Genomic DNA, 16,214 nt, shown 5'->3' with positions numbered 1-16,214 from the left:
CGGGACAGGTGACCTGCCCGGCGCGGTCATGGACCCGACCCTGATCGACCGCCTTGGTTTGACCGTTGGAGACCGTTTCACGCTGGGTACGCAGGACTTCGTACTGACCGCTGCCTTGGAGTATGAACCGGACGGGGCGGCAGACGGGTTCGCACTTGGCCCCCGTACTCTGGTGCGGACGGAGGATCTGCAATCTTCCGGCCTGCTGCAACCGGGCACATTGTTTTCCACCAAGTACCGGCTGAATTTGCCTGATGGCACCGATCTGGCCGCCATCTCTGCCATCGCCGATCAGGCCTTTGACGGCACCGGCATGCGCTGGACCGATGCCCGCAACGGCGCGCCGGGGATTGCCGAGTTCGTCGGACGTCTCAGCGCCTTTCTGGTGCTGGTGGGCCTCTCCGGGCTGGCAGTGGGCGGCATCGGAGTCTCTGCCGCCGTGCGCGCCTATCTGGCGCAGAAAACCGATACCATCGCGACTTTGCGTACTCTGGGCGCTGACCGGGCGACCATCTTTCAGACCTACATGATCCAGATCGGGACCCTGTCTGCCATCGGCATTGCTGCAGGCGTCGCCTTGGGCGGGCTACTTCCCCTTTTGCTGGCCCCGGCCATCGAAAGCCGCCTTCCCGTCCCGGCCCTATTCGCCATCTACCCGCAGCCATTGGCCGAAGCCGCGCTTTATGGCCTGCTGACCGCCTTCCTCTTCACCCTCTGGCCCCTGGCCCGAACCGAGGAGGTCCGTGCCGCAACCCTGTTCCGCGATGCGCTGTCCACGGCCCGCAGCCTGCCACGCCCCGTCTACATCCTCGCAACCGGCCTTGGGCTGGCCCTGCTGATCACCGCCGCCGCCCTGTTCAACGGCTCCACCCGCCTGACCCTGTGGACCGGCGCAGGCATCACCGGCGCGCTGTTCCTGCTGGCCCTGTCCGCCTTCGCCATCCGCTGGCTGGCCCGCAAGGGCACCCCGCTGGCCCGAGGCCGCCCGGCCCTGCGTTGGGCCCTGTCCGCCATCTCCGGCCCGCGCGAGGGCGCGGCCTCGGTCGTGCTGTCACTGGGGCTGGGCCTGTCGGTGCTGGCCGCTGTCGGGCAAATCGACGGCACCCTGCGCAACGCGATCTCGGGCCAATTACCGGACGTCGCGCCGTCGTATTTTTTCGTCGACATCCAAAAAGACCAGATGCCCGGGTTCTCTGAACGGCTGGACACCGACCCCGCCGTCAGCCGGATCGAGAGCGCGCCGATGCTGCGCGGCATCATCACCCAAATCAACGGCCAACCGGCCACCGCGGTCGCAGGCAATCACTGGGTGTTGGAGGGCGACCGGGGCGTTACCTACTCCGCCCAGCCCCCCGGAAACACCAAAGTCACCGCCGGGGAGTGGTGGCCCGAGGATTACACCGGCCCGCCGCAAGTCAGCTTCTCCGCCGAGGAAGCGCTGGAGATGGGCCTGAACCTTGGCGACCAACTGACCGTCAATATCCTGGGCCGCGACATCACCGCAGAACTCACTTCCCTGCGCGAGGTCGATTTCTCCACCGCCGGGATGGGCTTCGTCATGTCGATGAACCCCTCGGCCCTGGCCGGAGCACCGCACAGTTTCATCGCCACCGTCTATGCCGAGGAACAGGCCGAGGCCGCCATCCTGCGCGATCTGGCCGGGCAGTTTCCGAACATCACCGCCATCCGTGTGCGCGATGCCATCGACCGCGTCTCGGGTCTGTTAGAGGGTCTGGCCGCCGCAACATCCTACGGGGCCGGGATTTCCCTGCTGACCGGATTTCTTGTGCTGATCGGTGCCGCCGCCGCCGGAGAACCCGCGCGCCGGTACGAGGCCGCGATCCTCAAGACCCTCGGTGCAGACCGCCGCCACATTCTGCTCAGCTTTGCGCTGCGGGCCATCCTGCTGGGTGCCGCCGCGGGGTGCGTTGCGCTGCTGACCGGTATCCTCGGCGGCTGGGCTGTGGCGACCTATATCTTTGAAACCGGCTTCACCGTCATCTGGCCCTCGGCCCTGATCATCGTCGCCACCGGCATCGCCGTGACGCTGGGCGCGGGGCTGATCTTTGCCATCCGCCCGCTCTCGGTCAGACCAGCCCGCATCCTGCGCGCCAGTGACTGACCCTAGCGCACGCAGGCGACCGGCTGCAAAATCCGCAACAACTGATCATTGTCGCATACCAGCGCATCCAGCGTGATCTCATCCAGCGAGGCATAAAACACCTCAGCCGCATCCCGCAGCGCCAGTTTCAACCGGCACGCGTCGCTCAGCGGGCAGGTGTTGTCGGCATCGGCGAAACATTCGGCCAGCGGCAAGTCGCCCTCGACATGGCGAAACACCGACCCGATCCTGATCTGATCCGCCGCACGCGCCAACGTCATGCCGCCATTGCGCCCGCGTTGCGTGCTCAGATAACCAAGCTGCCCGAGTTGATTGATCACCTGCGCCAAATGGTTCTCCGAGATATTACACACTTCGGCGATCTCGGATTTGGTCACCAGCCGATCCTGATGCGCGGCGCAATACATCAGCAGCCGCACGGCGATATTTGTCCGTTTGGTAATCCGCATGGAATCCTCCCAGATTTCACGATGGACCCTTATTGCATGCCGGGCAAAAAAGCGGTTTGACATACATCAATCGCGACAAAAAGGATCCCTCAGCCCGTGGCAGACCCTTATTTCTTTGGCTATGGCAGCCTTGTGAACCTGACAACGCATGATTTTCCCGACCCGCACCCGGCGGTTTTGCGGGGCTGGCGACGCGCCTGGCGGCACACCGATCTGCGCCCCGTCGCCTTTTTGACTGCCATCCCCGACCCCGATTCCGAAATCGAGGGCATGATCGCCCATGTCCCGAATGACGACTGGGACGCACTGGACCAGCGTGAATGGGCCTATGACCGCATTCCCGCCACGCGCGCCATCACCCATCCGCTGACCCAAGATGTGGAAATCGCCGTTTACGCCGTCCCGTCCCAACGCCAAACCGAGCCGTCCAACCGCCACCCCCTGCTGCTCAGCTACATAGACGTGGTCATTCAGGGCTACCTGCGCGCCTTCGGCCCGGACGGTGCCGACCGTTTCTTTGCCACCACAGATGGCTGGGACGCCCCGATCCTGAACGACCGAGCCGCGCCGCGCTACCCGCGCCACCAACAGCTGAAACCGGACGAAACGGCCTTCGTGGACGACCGGTTGCGTCAGCTGCCAGCAAAAATCCTGCAAGCCACATGAGAAAAGGGCGAGGTCCCAAAACCCCGCCCTTCTTCTGTTCAAAAATACCTCTGCCAGCGGCACGCGCCGCAAGGCGCGTTCTCTTACCCGCGCGCGCGGATCACCTGCAGCAGCGGCAGCAGCGCCGCCATCTCCGGCCCACGCTCCATCCCGGTCAGCGCCTTGCGCAGCGGCATGAACAGGCCTTTGCCCTTGCGGCCCGTCGCCTCTTTCACTGCGCCAGTCCAAGCGCCCCATGTATCCCCGTCAAACGGACCCTCAGGCAGCAAACCCATCGCCTGCGCAATGAAATCGCGATCCTCGTCAGCGATCAGGGGCTCTGCGCCATCGCGGCAAAGTTCCCACCAGCCTTTCAGGTCATTCAGCGTGGTGATGTTTTCACGCGCCATTGCCCAGAACGGCGCGGCCAGATCAGCCGGAACACCGGCATCGGCCACCGCATCCGCCACATCGGCCAAAGGCAGCGACTGCAAGTGCTTCGCCGTCAGCGGGAACAGGTCCTGCACATCGAACTTGGTCGGGGCCGCACCAAAGCGGGTGACATCGAACCCGTCGATCAACTCGGCCATATCCGCGCGCAGCTCGACCGGATCGGACGAGCCCAGACGCGCCATCAGGCTCAGCAGTGCCATCGGCTGCACGCCCTGTTCGCGCAGGTCACGCAGGGCCAGCGTGCCCAGACGCTTCGACAGCGCCTCACCCTGAGGGCCGGTCAGCAGCGAATGGTGCGCGAAACGCGGGCAGGTGCCGCCCAGCGCCTCGATGATCTGAATCTGCGTCGCGGTGTTCGTCACATGGTCCGAGCCGCGTACAACATCGGTCACACCCATCTCGGTATCGTCCACCACCGACGCGATGGTGTACAGAACCTGACCATCCCCGCGGATCAGCACCGGATCGGATACCGAGGCCGCGTCAATCGAGATATCGCCCAGAATGCCATCGGTCCACTCGATGCGCTGGTGATCCAGCTTGAAGCGCCACACACCATTGCCACGTTCAGCCCGCAGCGCCTCTTTCTCGGCCTCCGACAGGTTCAACGCGGCGCGGTCATAGACCGGCGGCTTGCCCATGTTCAACTGCTTCTTGCGCTTCAGATCCAGCTCGGTCGGCGTCTCGAACGCCTCATAGAACCGGCCCATGTCGCGCAGTTTATCGGCGGCCTCGGCATAGCGATCCAGACGCTCGGACTGCCGCTCGACCTTATCCCAATGCAGGCCCAGCCACTCCAGATCCTGCTTGATGGCATCGACATATTCTTCCTTCGACCGCTCGGGGTCGGTGTCGTCGATGCGCAGGATGAAGGTGCCGCCCGCCTTGCGGGCGATCAGGTAGTTCATCAAGGCGGTACGCAGGTTGCCCACATGGATGTAACCGGTGGGCGACGGGGCGAAACGGGTGGTGGTCATGGGTGTCTCCTGTTGGCGCGGCTCTTGTCACATGAGGGGCGTTTTGTCCAGCCACGGTGCCCGATCACAGGAACGTGGAGTGGCAATATCCGCGTGCGGACCTACCTTCTGCCTGCTGGCACAGACAGGGAGACCCCAAATGACTGTTAAACTCACCCGCCGCGCGGCCTTGGGCGCCGCCGCAGCATTACCATTTGCATCCGCCGCGGCACCGGTTCTGGCCGCAGGGGCGGAAACCAAAGCCAATTCAACCATCGCCAGATCCTTTCAACTGGGCGATTTCAGTGTGACAACATTGCTGGACGGCAGCGTGTCCCGCGATGGCGTCAAGGATATCTTCGGCGGCAACGCATCTGACGAAGACTTTGCCAAAGTGTCGGCAGAAAATTTCATTTCCCCCGACAAGGCGCAGTTCTTTTTCACCCCCACTCTGGTCAATACAGGGTCCGAGCTGGTCCTGTTCGACACCGGCCTTGGGCAGGGCGGCATTCAGGCGGCGCTGGCCGATGCGGGCGTGACCCCGGATCAGATCGACGTGGTGGTCATCACCCATATGCATCCCGACCATATCGGCGGCATGACCACCGATGACGCGGCCACTTTCCCGAACGCGCGCTATGTCACGGCGGCCGCGGAATATGATTTCTGGTCCGCCCAGGACGCAGGCAACCGCGTGGGCGATCTGGTTGCGGCCAAGGTCACACCGCTGGCGGAAAAGATGACCTTTATCGAGGACGGGGGCAGCGTCGCATCCGGCATCACCGCCATGTCCGCCTTTGGTCACACGCCGGGCCACACGGTCTATCATCTGGAAAGCAATGGCCAGCGCCTGATCCTGACCGCCGATCTGGCCAACCACTATATCTGGTCCTTCGCCCACCCGGAATGGGAGGTCGTCTTTGATCTGGACAAGGCCGCCGCCACCGCGTCGCGCCGCAATGTGCTGGGCCTGCTGGCCGCCGACAAAGTGCCCATGATCGGCTATCACATGCCCTTCCCCGGTGCCGGATACGTGGAAACACGCGGCGACGGGTTCCGGTTCGTTCCGGTGTCCTATCAGATGATGGGTTAAGAAATCAGGCCCCGGTGCAATCGCGCCGGGGCCTCGGTACATACTTGCCCTGCGCGCCCGCGTTTTCGGACCAGGTCACTGCCTGTAACTGCGCCCGGGTCTTCGCATTCGGCACAAGATCGTCGGCGTTTTCTCCGTCATATTCTCTCCAGGGACTGCTGAGTATGGCCTTGCAGTGCCATACCCCCTCGGTCACGGGGGCAATCAGGCTGCCTCGGGATTTCAGCAGGCCGATGGTGTGAATGTGCCATTCGGAAAAGCCCAGCGGCCCGGACGGCCTGATGCAATATTTTGCCCTGCACAGCGGATCATCCGGCTTGGCACAGATATGATCCGAGTGTCTGGCCAGCCCATCGGGCTTTGAAGGCGGGTATCGCCATTCCACCCCCAACCGCACGAAACCGGTCAATCGGCTGACGGTCACATCAAAGATACTGCCCTGATCGCACCAGACCAGTTCATCAATATCGCATTGCAACACCGCGCGCGCCTTGCCCAGAAACCTCTGACGAGCAATGTTCAGAAGAGAGGTCTGCAGAAACTCGGTCGAAAAGCGCAGCTTGCCCTTTTGATCAAACGTCGCCAGCCCAAACCGGAACGGAGCGCTGATGACAACCGATCCGTCCAGCCCGGCCCGGTTCAATGCCGCCTCGATATCCTCAATGGTGTAGTCGGTTGAACCATTGTCGAAGAACAGCATCCGTTCCAGCCCGTGAACCTGCCGATGATAGCGAGCAAAATCCTCGATCCACGTCAGATCATTGTTTTTGGACAATACCACCGCGCAGTTACAGCCCGCGAATACGTCGCAATCCCGAAGGGCAGAGTTCACCCGTGTCTCGACCCGGGCACCATTCCATTCAAAGGCCACCACATCCGGGCAGGCCCGCGCAGGCAGTTGGATCGTGTCAAAGAACTCGGCCTTCTTCAGACGCACCCTGCGTGCGGGTTGTCCATCGACATAGAATGTACCCTCGCGAATGGGATCGTAGATGCCATACAGCTTGGGACAAATGAGGTGGATTTTGCCCCTGTCCCAGAACGCATCATACCAGAACGTGTCAAAATCATATCTGATCCCGACCGCTTCGGCATTGTTGCTGTGGCCGGGTTTCATCTCGCGCCGCAAACCAAGATCGGTCAGGCTTGAAGAGGCAAGAGTGTACGCCCGCGATGAATTGGTCATGTCAGTTCAATATGTTCGTATCAGACAAGCGGCATTTCCCGAGCCATGTTTAGTGGCCCACCGACCAACACTCAAGACGCGGTGCAAGGGGCTAGTGCCCCGGGTCCGGTCGCACTCTGGACCCATCGGAAAATCGGGACAACCTGAAAGCCGTGGGGTCCACGCAAGGCGTGGCCTGTGTCACCAGATCGGCGACCAGCCGCCCGGCCCCCGGGCCGATCCCGAAACCGTGGCCAGAAAAGCCGGTGGCAATCCACAGCCCCGGCACCTCATCCACGCCCGAGATCACCGGGATGGCGTCCGGTGTCACGTCGATCAGACCAGCCCAGCTTTCGACGATATCCGCCTCGGCCAACGCGGGAAACGCCTTGCGCGCGGCGGACCAGGCGGTTCGCAGAACCTTCTTTGACGGTTCAGGGTCCAGAATGCGGCAGGTCTCGAACGGAGTGATGTCCGAGGGTTGCCACGTCCGGGCCTGCTGCGCCTCAACCGCCCAGCGGCGCGACAGACGGAACCGCAGAGACTGCCATTCCTGCGCGAAGGCAGGCCAAAACTGGCGGGCCAGACGCAGGCTGTCGGGCACAATATCCACGGTGTTCTCATGACCTGCGGCAATGGTGAACCCGCCATCCGCCCGTCTGCGGATTGTGAAATCATTCGACCACAACGCAATATCCGGCCCATCCTGCACGGGTGAGGTCCGCATCACCGTGTTCAGAACCTTCAACTGCGGCAGCGCGACGCCCTGATTGCCGGCAAACAGGCGCGACCAGGCCCCACCCGCCAGCACCGCCTGATCACAAGCCACACGGCCCCGTTCCGTCACCACGCCAGCAACGCGACCCGCCTGCATGTCCAAAGAGCGTACCGCGCAATTGGTCACGATCGTTGCACCCCGATCCCGGGCGCCCTCGGTAATTGCGGGTGCGGCCCATTGCGGTTCGGCCCGGCCATCCTGCGGGGTATAAAGCGCCGCTGACAGGTTCAGGTTGCGGCCCGGCATCAACTGATCCAGTTCTGCCCCCCAGACCATGCGTGCGCCGGTCTGCTGCCCCTCCAGATGCCGCAGCCAGCGGTTCAGATGCCCCTCGGCCAGCGCATCACGCGCGCCGCGCAGAATGCCGGATTGCACATAACCCGTCTTGCGCCCGATCCGTGCATCCAGCCCCTGCCAGATACGGATCGAGCTCTGCATCAGCGGAATTTCCCGGGGATCGCGCATCCCCAGCCGCACCCATCCCCAATTGCGAGAACTTTGTTCGGCCCCGATCTGACCCTTTTCGCACAGCAGAACGGAAACGCCCCGCTCGGCCAGTTCCAGCGCCGTGGACGCGCCGATGATGCCACCGCCTATTACGACAACATCCACCCGTTTCGGCAAAGTGTAATCGGATTCGACATGTGTCGGCTTGGGGCCGGGCATCAACCGCTCAAAATGATAATTCCTGGAACCGGTATGGAGCCCCAGGACAACAGTTCAGACAATCTGGAAAAGCAATAAAACGGGCAATTGCCCCAACCTGTGGCACATTGGCACTTATGCCTGCGCCGCGTTAAACCGCGTGGATCAGGCCGCGCCGGACAGGTGCGCCCAGGTCTGGCGCAGAATAGCAGCCACGCCGGTTTCCTGCGGCTTGTCCTCTTCGGATGGCGCTGCCAGTGTCGGAAACACAACCTGCGCCTGCGAGGGCACGTCAGGTGCCTCTTCCTTCAGAAGTCCGGCGATAGCCACATCCGTGGCGTCATCATCCAGCTCCTGCGGCGGAGATTCCATCGTGCGATATCCCCACGGGGCATGCAGCGATTTATCGTATTCGTTATACATTTGACCACCAAAACATTTACCAGCGCCCACATACCCGGACGCATCTTTCCCAGTTCAACAAACCGGCCTAAAAAACGAACGGACCGGATTGCGTCACGCTTGCCACAGATAAGGCAAACCCCGGTCATAAATGTGGCAAAAAATAGACGAAGGCGCAAGTCGCACGCCAAAACAGGCCCGCCAATGGGCTGTTTTTTATCAACAATTATGCACGATACGGCTTATTGCACCGAAATCATAAACGATAGCGACAATCAGGACCGACAAGGACATCGGACGGACGAGAATCCACCCGCCCTCTACCCCCTGTCGCGCCAGCGATTCACGATGGGATAGCGGCGGTCCAGCCAGAATGCCCGCGCGGTCAAACGGGTGCCCGGCGCGGACTGGAATCGCTTGTATTCACTGATATAGACCAGATGCTCGACCCGACGCGCCACATCCGCGTCAAATCCGGCGGCGACGCAATCGGCGATTGAGCCGTCCTGATCCACCAGAATATCCAGAATCGCGTCCAGCACCGGATAATCCGGCAGGCTGTCACTGTCTTTCTGATCCTCGCGCAGCTCGGCACTGGGCGGCTTGTCGATGACCGAGGGGCGGATGACCTCGCCTGCAGGCCCCATCATCCAGTCGCGGTGGTTCGCATTGCGCCAGCGGCAGGTTTCGAACACTCGTGTCTTGTACAGGTCCTTGATTGGGTTATAGCCGCCATTCATGTCGCCATAGATCGTGGCATAACCCACTGCGACCTCAGATTTGTTGCCGGTGGTCAGCAGCATCTCGCCGAACTTGTTCGAGATCGCCATCAGCAGCAGACCGCGCAGGCGGGACTGGACGTTTTCCTCGGTCAGATCGGCATCGAGCCCGGCGAACAGAGGGGCCAGCGTCTCGGTCACCGCCGCACGGCCCTGCGAGATCGGGACGAAATCGTATTTCACGCCCAGCGCCTTGGCCACGGCCTCGGCATCGTCCAGCGAGCCCTGGCTGGTGTATTCCGAGGGCAGCATGACACAGCGCACATTATCCGCGCCGATGGCATCCACCGCGATGGCCGCAACCAGCGCGGAATCGACCCCGCCGGACAGGCCCAGCACAGCCTTTTTGAACCCGGTCTTGCCCATGTAGTCGCGCAAGGACTGCACCATGGCGCGGTAATCCTGCTCCCACGCGTCGGGTTGCGGCACGATCTCGGCGGGCGCGATGCGCCAGCCGTCATCGCCACGTTCCAGATCGACATGGGCCACGGCCTCGTCAAAAACCGGCATGCGGAAGGCCAGCTCTCCGCCCGGGTTCAGGCCAAAGGTGGCGCCATCAAAGACCTGATCATCCTGCCCGCCCACCACGTTCAGGTAGATCAGCGGCAGCCCGGTTTCGACCACGCGCGCAACCATATGGTTCAGGCGCACATCGTATTTGTTGCGAAAATAGGGTGAGCCATTGGGGATCAGCAGAAACTCGGCCCCCGTTTCAGCCAGCGTCTCGGCGACATCCTCGTGCCAGCCATCCTCGCATATCGGGCTGCCGATGCGCGTATTACCAACCGCATAAGGCCCGCCCAGCGGCCCGGCATCGTACAGACGCACCTCGTCAAAGACGGTTTCATTGGGCAGGTGATGCTTCAGCACCTTGCTGGCGACCTGACCGCCCTTGAGGATCAGGTAAGCGTTATAGAGGCGCTCGCCTTCTACCCACGGCCCACCGATGGCCAGCGCCGGGCCGTCGGCACATGCCTCCGCCAGATTCTGAACCGCCGCCATCGCCGCACGATGAAACACCGGTTTCATCACCAGATCCTGCGTGTTGTAGCCGGTGATGAACATCTCGGGCATGGCCACCAGATCGGCCCCGGCGGCACGCCCCTGTTCCCAGGCCTCCATGGCCTTGGCCGCGTTGCCTTCGATATCACCCACCACCGGGTTGAGCTGCGCCAGTGTGATGCGGAAACGGTCGGCCATTTTGCCCTCATGTTCTCGTCGGTCTCACAGGCATTTAGCAGATCACAGCGCAAGTGGAAGGCAAATGCGGTAAAAGCCGTTGCTCTGCCCCCGGTGGTATCTTAGTTTTGCGCCCAAAGATGCAACCCGGAAACAGGGCAGGCGGGAATCAGCATGAATGTGATCCGAAACTCTATCGCCATTGCAGCACTTGCATGGGCCGCACAGGGCGCCTCGGCGCAGCAGGGGCAGGTCATCATTGCCGACGATGAGGTGGGCGGCGTTTACGAAGGCACATTCGAAAACGGCCTGCGCCATGGCACCGGCACCTATCGGCTGCCCAACGGGTTCGAATATTCCGGCGAATGGGTCGCGGGTGAGATCGAGGGCACCGGCACCGCCCGCTATGCCAATGGCTCGGTCTATGAGGGCAGCTTTGCCAAGGGCCAGCCCGAAGGCCAGGGCAAGATCGTCTATGCCGATGGCGGCTGGTACGAGGGCGAATGGGTGAACGGCGCGGTCAACGGCACCGGCGTGGCGGCCTATCCCAACGGGTTGCAATACGAAGGCCAGTTCAAGGATGGCCGCCGCCACGGCAAGGGCGTTCTGACCGATCCCGGCGGCTATGTCTATGACGGCGACTGGGTTGACGGGGTCAAGCAGGGCAAGGGCAAGATCACCGAGGCCGATGGCAGCGTGTACGAAGGCGACATTCGCGCCGGACAACGCCATGGCAAGGGCAAGATGGCCTTTGCAAACGGGCTGAATTACGAGGGCGACTGGCAACAGGGCCACATGACCGGCACGGGCCGGTCGACCCAGGCGAACGGTGACATCTACGAAGGCGAAATGTTCGAAGGCCGCCGTCAGGGTCAGGGCAAATCAACCTACGCCAATGGCGCCTTCTACGAGGGCGCGTTCGACAACGATCAGCGCCACGGTCAGGGCATCTTCACCGGCACGGACGGGTTCCGCTATTCCGGCGCATGGAGCCAGGGCCAGATCGAGGGGCTGGGTGAGATGACCTATCCCGACGGCTCGGTCCATGTGGGTGATTTTCAGGCTGACCTGCCGCATGGCAAGGGGCAGATCACCTATGCGGATGGCACCGTTTTTGACGGCGACTGGATTGCCGGCGTGTTTGAAGGCTCCGGCACCGCGACCTTCCCCAATGGCACCGTCTACAAGGGCCAGTTCAGGAACGGGCAGAACCATGGCACCGGCGTGCTGACCTTTGCCAACGGCTATCGCTACGAAGGCGAATGGGCGGACGGCGGACGGCATGGTCAGGGCAAGGCCACCTATCCCGATGGCACTGTCTATGAAGGCGGGTTCGACAATGGCAACCGCCACGGCAAGGGCAAGATCGTAACGCCCGCCGGGTTCGAATATGACGGCGACTGGGATCAGGGCAAGATCAGCGGCATCGGCACCGCCACCTATGAAACCGGCGACGTGTACGAGGGCACCTTTCTCGACAACAAACGCCACGGCGACGGCACGATGCACTATGCGGGCGGTCAGGTCAGAACCGGCGTTTGGGAGAATGGCGAACTGGCCGTGGAAAACGAAAGCGAAGAACCGGCTGCGGAACCGGCTGAGGGGACTGCGGCTGAGGAAGCCTCGGACGGTTAAATCCCCTTACCACGGCACAGACTGTCCGGCCCAATCGAAGAACCCGCCTGTCTGATCGGGGGTCAGCCCACCGACTACGCCTAACAGGTTCCGCGCGGCCTCGTCCGGGTCCACCGCCGGGTGACGCCCCAGATATTTCCGGGTAAATTCGGTGCGCACGGTTCCGGGATGCAGCGACACGCATATGGCCTGACGATGCGTCCGCGCCAATTCAATCGCCGTCGTATGGACGATCTGATTCACCGCCGCCTTGGCCGCGCGGTAGCTGACCCAGCCGCCCAGCCGGTTGTCCCCGATCGATCCGACACGGGCCGACAGAACGCCCAGCACCGACCGCCTGTCGCGCGGCAACAACCGGGCCGCATGTTTCAGCACCAGCGCAGGCCCCACCGCGTTCAAAGCGAACTGATCCATCATGGCCTGCGCCGTCACCGCCCGCATGGATTTCTCGGGCGCGGCCCCGTCAATTTCCAACGCGCCCGAGGCCACAAGGATCAGATCAAAAGGGCCTTCAAGTTTCGACAGACGACGTTCAACATCCTCAGGGCGCGTCAGATCGAACCCGTCACCGGATCGCGACAGTCCGGTCACACGGGTACCGGTTTCCCCCAACCGGGTCGACAAGGCGCAGCCAATCCCGCCGCTTGCCCCGATGATCAATGCGGTTTCCATAAGGTGATGCTAGCTGCTGAGCCCGGCCAATCAACTCTGCCCTAACCCGAAAAGGAAATTTCCGTCTTTTCATTCCGGGATCGCACTGTATAACCTCAACCCCATGATCAACCGCGCAGATACCCCCCTTGCCGACACCGCGTTTCGCGGTGCGTCGCTGCGTGGCCTACTGATCCTAATCCGCCTCTGAGCGTGCCATCCGGCGCGCCCGCTCAGAGGAGGACGCCCGCGCGCCAATGGATTTAGGACAGAAGAAGAAAGAGCTACCCATGACAAATGTGACCGACCAAGACCGCGTCGTGATCTTCGACACCACTTTGCGCGACGGTGAACAAAGCCCCGGCGCAACAATGACCCACGCCGAAAAGCTGGAAATTGCCGAGCTGTTGGACGAGATGGGCGTCGACATTATCGAGGCCGGATTTCCCATCGCCTCCGAAGGGGACTTCAAGGCGGTCTCCGAGATTGCCGAGCGGTCCAAGAACAGCCGCATCTGCGGTCTGGCCCGCGCCAACTTCGCCGATATCGACCGCTGTTGGGAGGCGGTGAAACACGCCGAGAAGAACCGCATTCACACTTTCATCGGCACCTCTCCGCTGCACCGCGCCATTCCGAACCTGACGCAGGACGAGATGGCCGACAAGATCCATGAAACGGTCAGCCATGCGCGTAATCTGTGCGAAAACGTGCAGTGGTCACCGATGGATGCGACGCGGACGGAATGGGATTACCTGTGCCGCGTGATCGAGATTGCGATCAAGGCCGGGGCCACCACGATCAACATCCCCGACACCGTGGGCTATACCGCCCCGGTCGAATCCGCCGATCTGATCAAACGCCTGATCGAAACGGTTCCGGGCGCGGATGAGGTCGTTTTTGCCACTCACTGCCACAACGATCTGGGCATGGCGACCGCGAACTCTCTGGCCGCTGTCGCCGGTGGCGCGCGTCAGATCGAATGCACCATCAACGGTCTGGGCGAACGCGCGGGCAACACCGCGCTGGAAGAGGTCGTGATGGCCCTGCGCACCCGCAACGACATCATGCCGTGGTATACGGGCATCGACACCACCAAGATCATGCATATCTCGCGCCGTGTCGCGACCGTGGCAGGCTTTCCGGTGCAGTTCAACAAGGCCATCGTCGGCAAGAACGCCTTTGCCCATGAAAGCGGTATCCATCAGGACGGCATGCTGAAAAACCGCGAGAATTTCGAGATCATGCGCCCCGAGGATATCGGCCTGTCCGGCACCTCGCTGCCTTTGGGCAAACATTCGGGCCGCGCGGCTTTGCGCGACAAGCTGGAAACGTTGGGGTATGAGGTTGGTGACAACCAGCTCAAGGACATCTTTGTGCGGTTCAAGGACTTGGCCGACCGCAAGAAAGAGGTGTTCGACGACGACCTCATCGCGCTGATGAGCGTGGATGACGAGGCCGACGATCACCTGCAACTGGTGTCGATGAAGGTGACCTGCGGCACCGGAGGTCAGGCGGAATCCACGGTCGAACTGGAGGTGGACGGCAAGGACGTCATCGCCACGGAACATGGCGACGGCCCGGTGGATGCGACCTTCAAGGCCATTCGCGCGATCTATCCCAACACCGCGCGCCTGCAACTCTATCAGGTACACGCAGTCACCGAAGGCACCGACGCGCAGGCCACGGTTTCCGTGCGTCTGGAAGAGGATGGTATGATCGCCACCGGCCAGTCCGCCAACACGGATACGGTGGTGGCCTCGGCCAAGGCCTATATCCATGCCCTGAACCGCCTGATCATGCGCCGCGAAAAGGCTGGCCCCGGCGCGGATACGCGCGAGATCAGCTACAAGGATCTGACCTAATCGCAAAACAGGCACGGGCTCCCGCACCCGCGGCCGTCCGGCTTCGCCGAACAACCTTGCGGCTTTGGGCCCGGCACCGCGCCAAGGCGCGGTGCCGGGCCCAACTCGGTTGTCTGCATCTTTGATGCGGGCAAGCGAGGCGGGAGCACCCCGGTTCGGGTTCTTCCCGCCCTAGAGTTTTGCGAAAAGTTTGGACAAACGTGCAGTCTCAGCCTCAATCCCATGGGGCGCGTTAACTACGAACATGCCGGACCCGACCATCCGGTGACCTTCGCGCGCCGGAGGGAACCGAACCTCGTGACAAATCGCCTTGGGAAGGTTCTGCGTCTTCAAAGCCTCAATCATCGCCGTCTGCCGCCCATCCGACAGGATTGGATACCAAAGCGCGATGACCCCCACGTTCCATTTGCGGTGAAACTTGCCGATCAGCCCAGGCAAACGGTCGTAATCTGATTTGACCTCATAGCTCGGGTCGATGAACAGCATCCCGCGCCGAGGTGTTGGGGGCAGCAACGAATGCGCCAGTTCGAACCCGTCTTGCCGGTAGACCTTGGCACGGTAGGGCCGCACCGCCTGACGCAGCGCCTCATGCTCCTGCGGGTGCAACTCGGCCAGATGCAGGCTGTCCACCTTTCGCAACAGTTGCGCCGCGATCAGAGGCGACCCCGGATAAGCTGCTGCGCCGTGGTCATCCTGAACCTGACCCACAGCCCGTGCCAGCGGATGATCTGCCGGAAACCACCCGTCGCGCTGTGCCCGTTCGATGCCTGCGGCGGCCTCTCCGGTACGAACAGCCTCGGGCCGGTCCAGCTGATACAGGCCCCGCCCGGAATGCGTCTCGACATAGGACAGAGGTTTGTCCTTTTGCGTCAGATAGCTCAGCATCCACGCCAGCAAAGCGTGCTTTTGTACATCAGCCAGATTACCGGCGTGGTAAATGTGTTGATAAGACAGCATTTTGCCTTCTAAAGTCCTTATCAATGAAGCGGAAAGGTGCTGATTGTCGCGGAATCAACCCTTTTACCGGGCGGGTTGGCACCCTATAAGACATCCGTCCCGGAACCGTCGAGTCGCGGGCAGTAGATAACATCTGACAACAGGATCAGGGGACATATGGGATTCTTTGGCAATCTGGGAGGCCTGTTCACAGCGGACATGGCCATTGACCTTGGAACAGCAAACACGCTGGTTTATGTCAAGGGGCGCGGTGTCATCCTGTCGGAACCCTCAGTGGTGGCCTACCACGTCAAGGATGGGGTGAAGAAGGTTCTGGCCGTGGGCGAGGATGCCAAGCTGATGCTGGGCCGGACGCCCGGGTCCATCGAAGCCATCCGCCCGATGCGCGAAGGTGTGATTGCCGATTTCGACACCGCCGAAGAGATGATCAAGCATTTCATCCG

General features: G+C 62.1%; 14 protein-coding genes. 6 read left to right on the top strand and 8 right to left on the bottom strand.

Going from position 1 to position 16,214, the window contains the following annotated elements; genetic code table 11:
* The coding region (locus tag MPJ51_RS05520) for an FtsX-like permease family protein (protein WP_298382945.1) at positions 1–2,122 on the top strand (2,122 nt) is incomplete at its 5' end.
* 2 nt (positions 2,123–2,124) lie between these two features.
* Here the strand turns inward: MPJ51_RS05520 and MPJ51_RS05515 are convergent.
* Positions 2,125–2,571, bottom strand: coding sequence for an Rrf2 family transcriptional regulator (locus MPJ51_RS05515; protein WP_298382942.1), 447 nt, complete (start codon positions 2,569–2,571; stop codon positions 2,125–2,127).
* Positions 2,572–2,667: 96 nt separating this feature from the next.
* Between MPJ51_RS05515 and MPJ51_RS05510 the strand changes: the two genes are divergently transcribed.
* Entirely contained in the window at positions 2,668–3,237 is a 570-nt protein-coding gene (locus tag MPJ51_RS05510) for a gamma-glutamylcyclotransferase family protein (protein WP_298382939.1), read from the top strand.
* An 83-nt stretch (positions 3,238–3,320) separates the two neighbouring features.
* Here MPJ51_RS05510 and gltX read toward each other — a convergent pair whose 3' ends face one another.
* Positions 3,321–4,646 (bottom strand): glutamate--tRNA ligase, encoded by a 1,326-nt coding sequence (gene gltX / locus MPJ51_RS05505; protein WP_298382936.1) that lies wholly within the window; start codon positions 4,644–4,646, stop codon positions 3,321–3,323.
* A gap of 139 nt (positions 4,647–4,785) precedes the next feature.
* Here gltX and MPJ51_RS05500 point away from each other — a divergent pair, with 139 nt between their 5' ends.
* Positions 4,786–5,718, top strand: coding sequence for an MBL fold metallo-hydrolase (locus tag MPJ51_RS05500; RefSeq protein ID WP_298382933.1), 933 nt, complete (start codon positions 4,786–4,788; stop codon positions 5,716–5,718).
* Positions 5,719–5,722: 4 nt separating this feature from the next.
* On the opposite strand, the gene MPJ51_RS05495 is transcribed toward MPJ51_RS05500, so the two are convergent.
* The 4 genes from MPJ51_RS05495 to MPJ51_RS05480 form a co-directional block, all read right to left on the bottom strand.
* A complete protein-coding gene (locus MPJ51_RS05495) occupies positions 5,723–6,904 on the bottom strand; it encodes a hypothetical protein (protein WP_298382930.1) in 1,182 nt (393 codons plus the stop codon).
* Positions 6,905–6,995: 91 nt separating this feature from the next.
* The gene (locus tag MPJ51_RS05490) at positions 6,996–8,327 is read right to left on the bottom strand and encodes an FAD-binding oxidoreductase (RefSeq protein ID WP_298382927.1); all 1,332 of its coding nucleotides are present in this window, start codon (positions 8,325–8,327) and stop codon (positions 6,996–6,998) included.
* A 144-nt stretch (positions 8,328–8,471) separates the two neighbouring features.
* Positions 8,472–8,729, bottom strand: coding sequence for a hypothetical protein (locus tag MPJ51_RS05485; RefSeq protein ID WP_298382924.1), 258 nt, complete (start codon positions 8,727–8,729; stop codon positions 8,472–8,474).
* Between the two features lie 299 nt (positions 8,730–9,028).
* Entirely contained in the window at positions 9,029–10,687 is a 1,659-nt protein-coding gene (locus MPJ51_RS05480) for an NAD+ synthase (protein ID WP_298382922.1), read from the bottom strand.
* A gap of 153 nt (positions 10,688–10,840) precedes the next feature.
* Between MPJ51_RS05480 and MPJ51_RS05475 the strand changes: the two genes are divergently transcribed.
* Positions 10,841–12,301 (top strand): 2-isopropylmalate synthase, encoded by a 1,461-nt coding sequence (locus MPJ51_RS05475; RefSeq protein WP_298382919.1) that lies wholly within the window; start codon positions 10,841–10,843, stop codon positions 12,299–12,301.
* Between the two features lie 6 nt (positions 12,302–12,307).
* Here MPJ51_RS05475 and MPJ51_RS05470 read toward each other — a convergent pair whose 3' ends face one another.
* Positions 12,308–12,973 carry an SDR family NAD(P)-dependent oxidoreductase gene (locus tag MPJ51_RS05470; RefSeq protein ID WP_298382917.1) on the bottom strand — a complete coding sequence of 222 codons (666 nt, stop codon included), beginning with the start codon at positions 12,971–12,973 and terminating at the stop codon, positions 12,308–12,310.
* 269 nt (positions 12,974–13,242) lie between these two features.
* Here MPJ51_RS05470 and MPJ51_RS05465 point away from each other — a divergent pair, with 269 nt between their 5' ends.
* On the top strand, positions 13,243–14,814 hold the full coding sequence (locus MPJ51_RS05465) for a 2-isopropylmalate synthase (protein ID WP_298382914.1): 1,572 nt from the start codon (positions 13,243–13,245) through the stop codon (positions 14,812–14,814).
* Positions 14,815–14,985: 171 nt separating this feature from the next.
* On the opposite strand, the gene rlmJ is transcribed toward MPJ51_RS05465, so the two are convergent.
* A complete protein-coding gene (gene rlmJ / locus MPJ51_RS05460) occupies positions 14,986–15,771 on the bottom strand; it encodes a 23S rRNA (adenine(2030)-N(6))-methyltransferase RlmJ (protein ID WP_298382911.1) in 786 nt (261 codons plus the stop codon).
* Positions 15,772–15,927: 156 nt separating this feature from the next.
* Between rlmJ and MPJ51_RS05455 the strand changes: the two genes are divergently transcribed.
* A partial coding sequence (locus MPJ51_RS05455; protein ID WP_298382951.1) for a rod shape-determining protein occupies positions 15,928–16,214 on the top strand: 287 nt, incomplete at its 3' end.

It is taken from the genome of Ruegeria sp. (assembly GCF_028066395.1).
Classification (GTDB): domain Bacteria; phylum Pseudomonadota; class Alphaproteobacteria; order Rhodobacterales; family Rhodobacteraceae; genus Ruegeria.
Note: the sequence above shows the minus strand (reverse complement) of the source record. Positions and strands in the feature narration are given on the sequence as shown.

What these genes read in the sequence shown, in the direction of transcription:
- MPJ51_RS05470 (WP_298382917.1), bottom strand. Translation starts at nt 12,973, where the DNA reads ATGGAAACCGCATTGATCATCGGGGCAAGCGGCGGGATTGGCTGCGCC.
- rlmJ (WP_298382911.1), bottom strand. Translation starts at nt 15,771, where the DNA reads ATGCTGTCTTATCAACACATTTACCACGCCGGTAATCTGGCTGATGTA.
- gltX (WP_298382936.1), bottom strand. Translation starts at nt 4,646, where the DNA reads ATGACCACCACCCGTTTCGCCCCGTCGCCCACCGGTTACATCCATGTG.
- MPJ51_RS05465 (WP_298382914.1), top strand. Translation starts at nt 13,243, where the DNA reads ATGACAAATGTGACCGACCAAGACCGCGTCGTGATCTTCGACACCACT.
- MPJ51_RS05485 (WP_298382924.1), bottom strand. Translation starts at nt 8,729, where the DNA reads ATGTATAACGAATACGATAAATCGCTGCATGCCCCGTGGGGATATCGC.
- MPJ51_RS05515 (WP_298382942.1), bottom strand. Translation starts at nt 2,571, where the DNA reads ATGCGGATTACCAAACGGACAAATATCGCCGTGCGGCTGCTGATGTAT.
- MPJ51_RS05495 (WP_298382930.1), bottom strand. Translation starts at nt 6,904, where the DNA reads ATGACCAATTCATCGCGGGCGTACACTCTTGCCTCTTCAAGCCTGACC.
- MPJ51_RS05490 (WP_298382927.1), bottom strand. Translation starts at nt 8,327, where the DNA reads ATGCCCGGCCCCAAGCCGACACATGTCGAATCCGATTACACTTTGCCG.
- MPJ51_RS05475 (WP_298382919.1), top strand. Translation starts at nt 10,841, where the DNA reads ATGAATGTGATCCGAAACTCTATCGCCATTGCAGCACTTGCATGGGCC.
- MPJ51_RS05500 (WP_298382933.1), top strand. Translation starts at nt 4,786, where the DNA reads ATGACTGTTAAACTCACCCGCCGCGCGGCCTTGGGCGCCGCCGCAGCA.
- MPJ51_RS05480 (WP_298382922.1), bottom strand. Translation starts at nt 10,687, where the DNA reads ATGGCCGACCGTTTCCGCATCACACTGGCGCAGCTCAACCCGGTGGTG.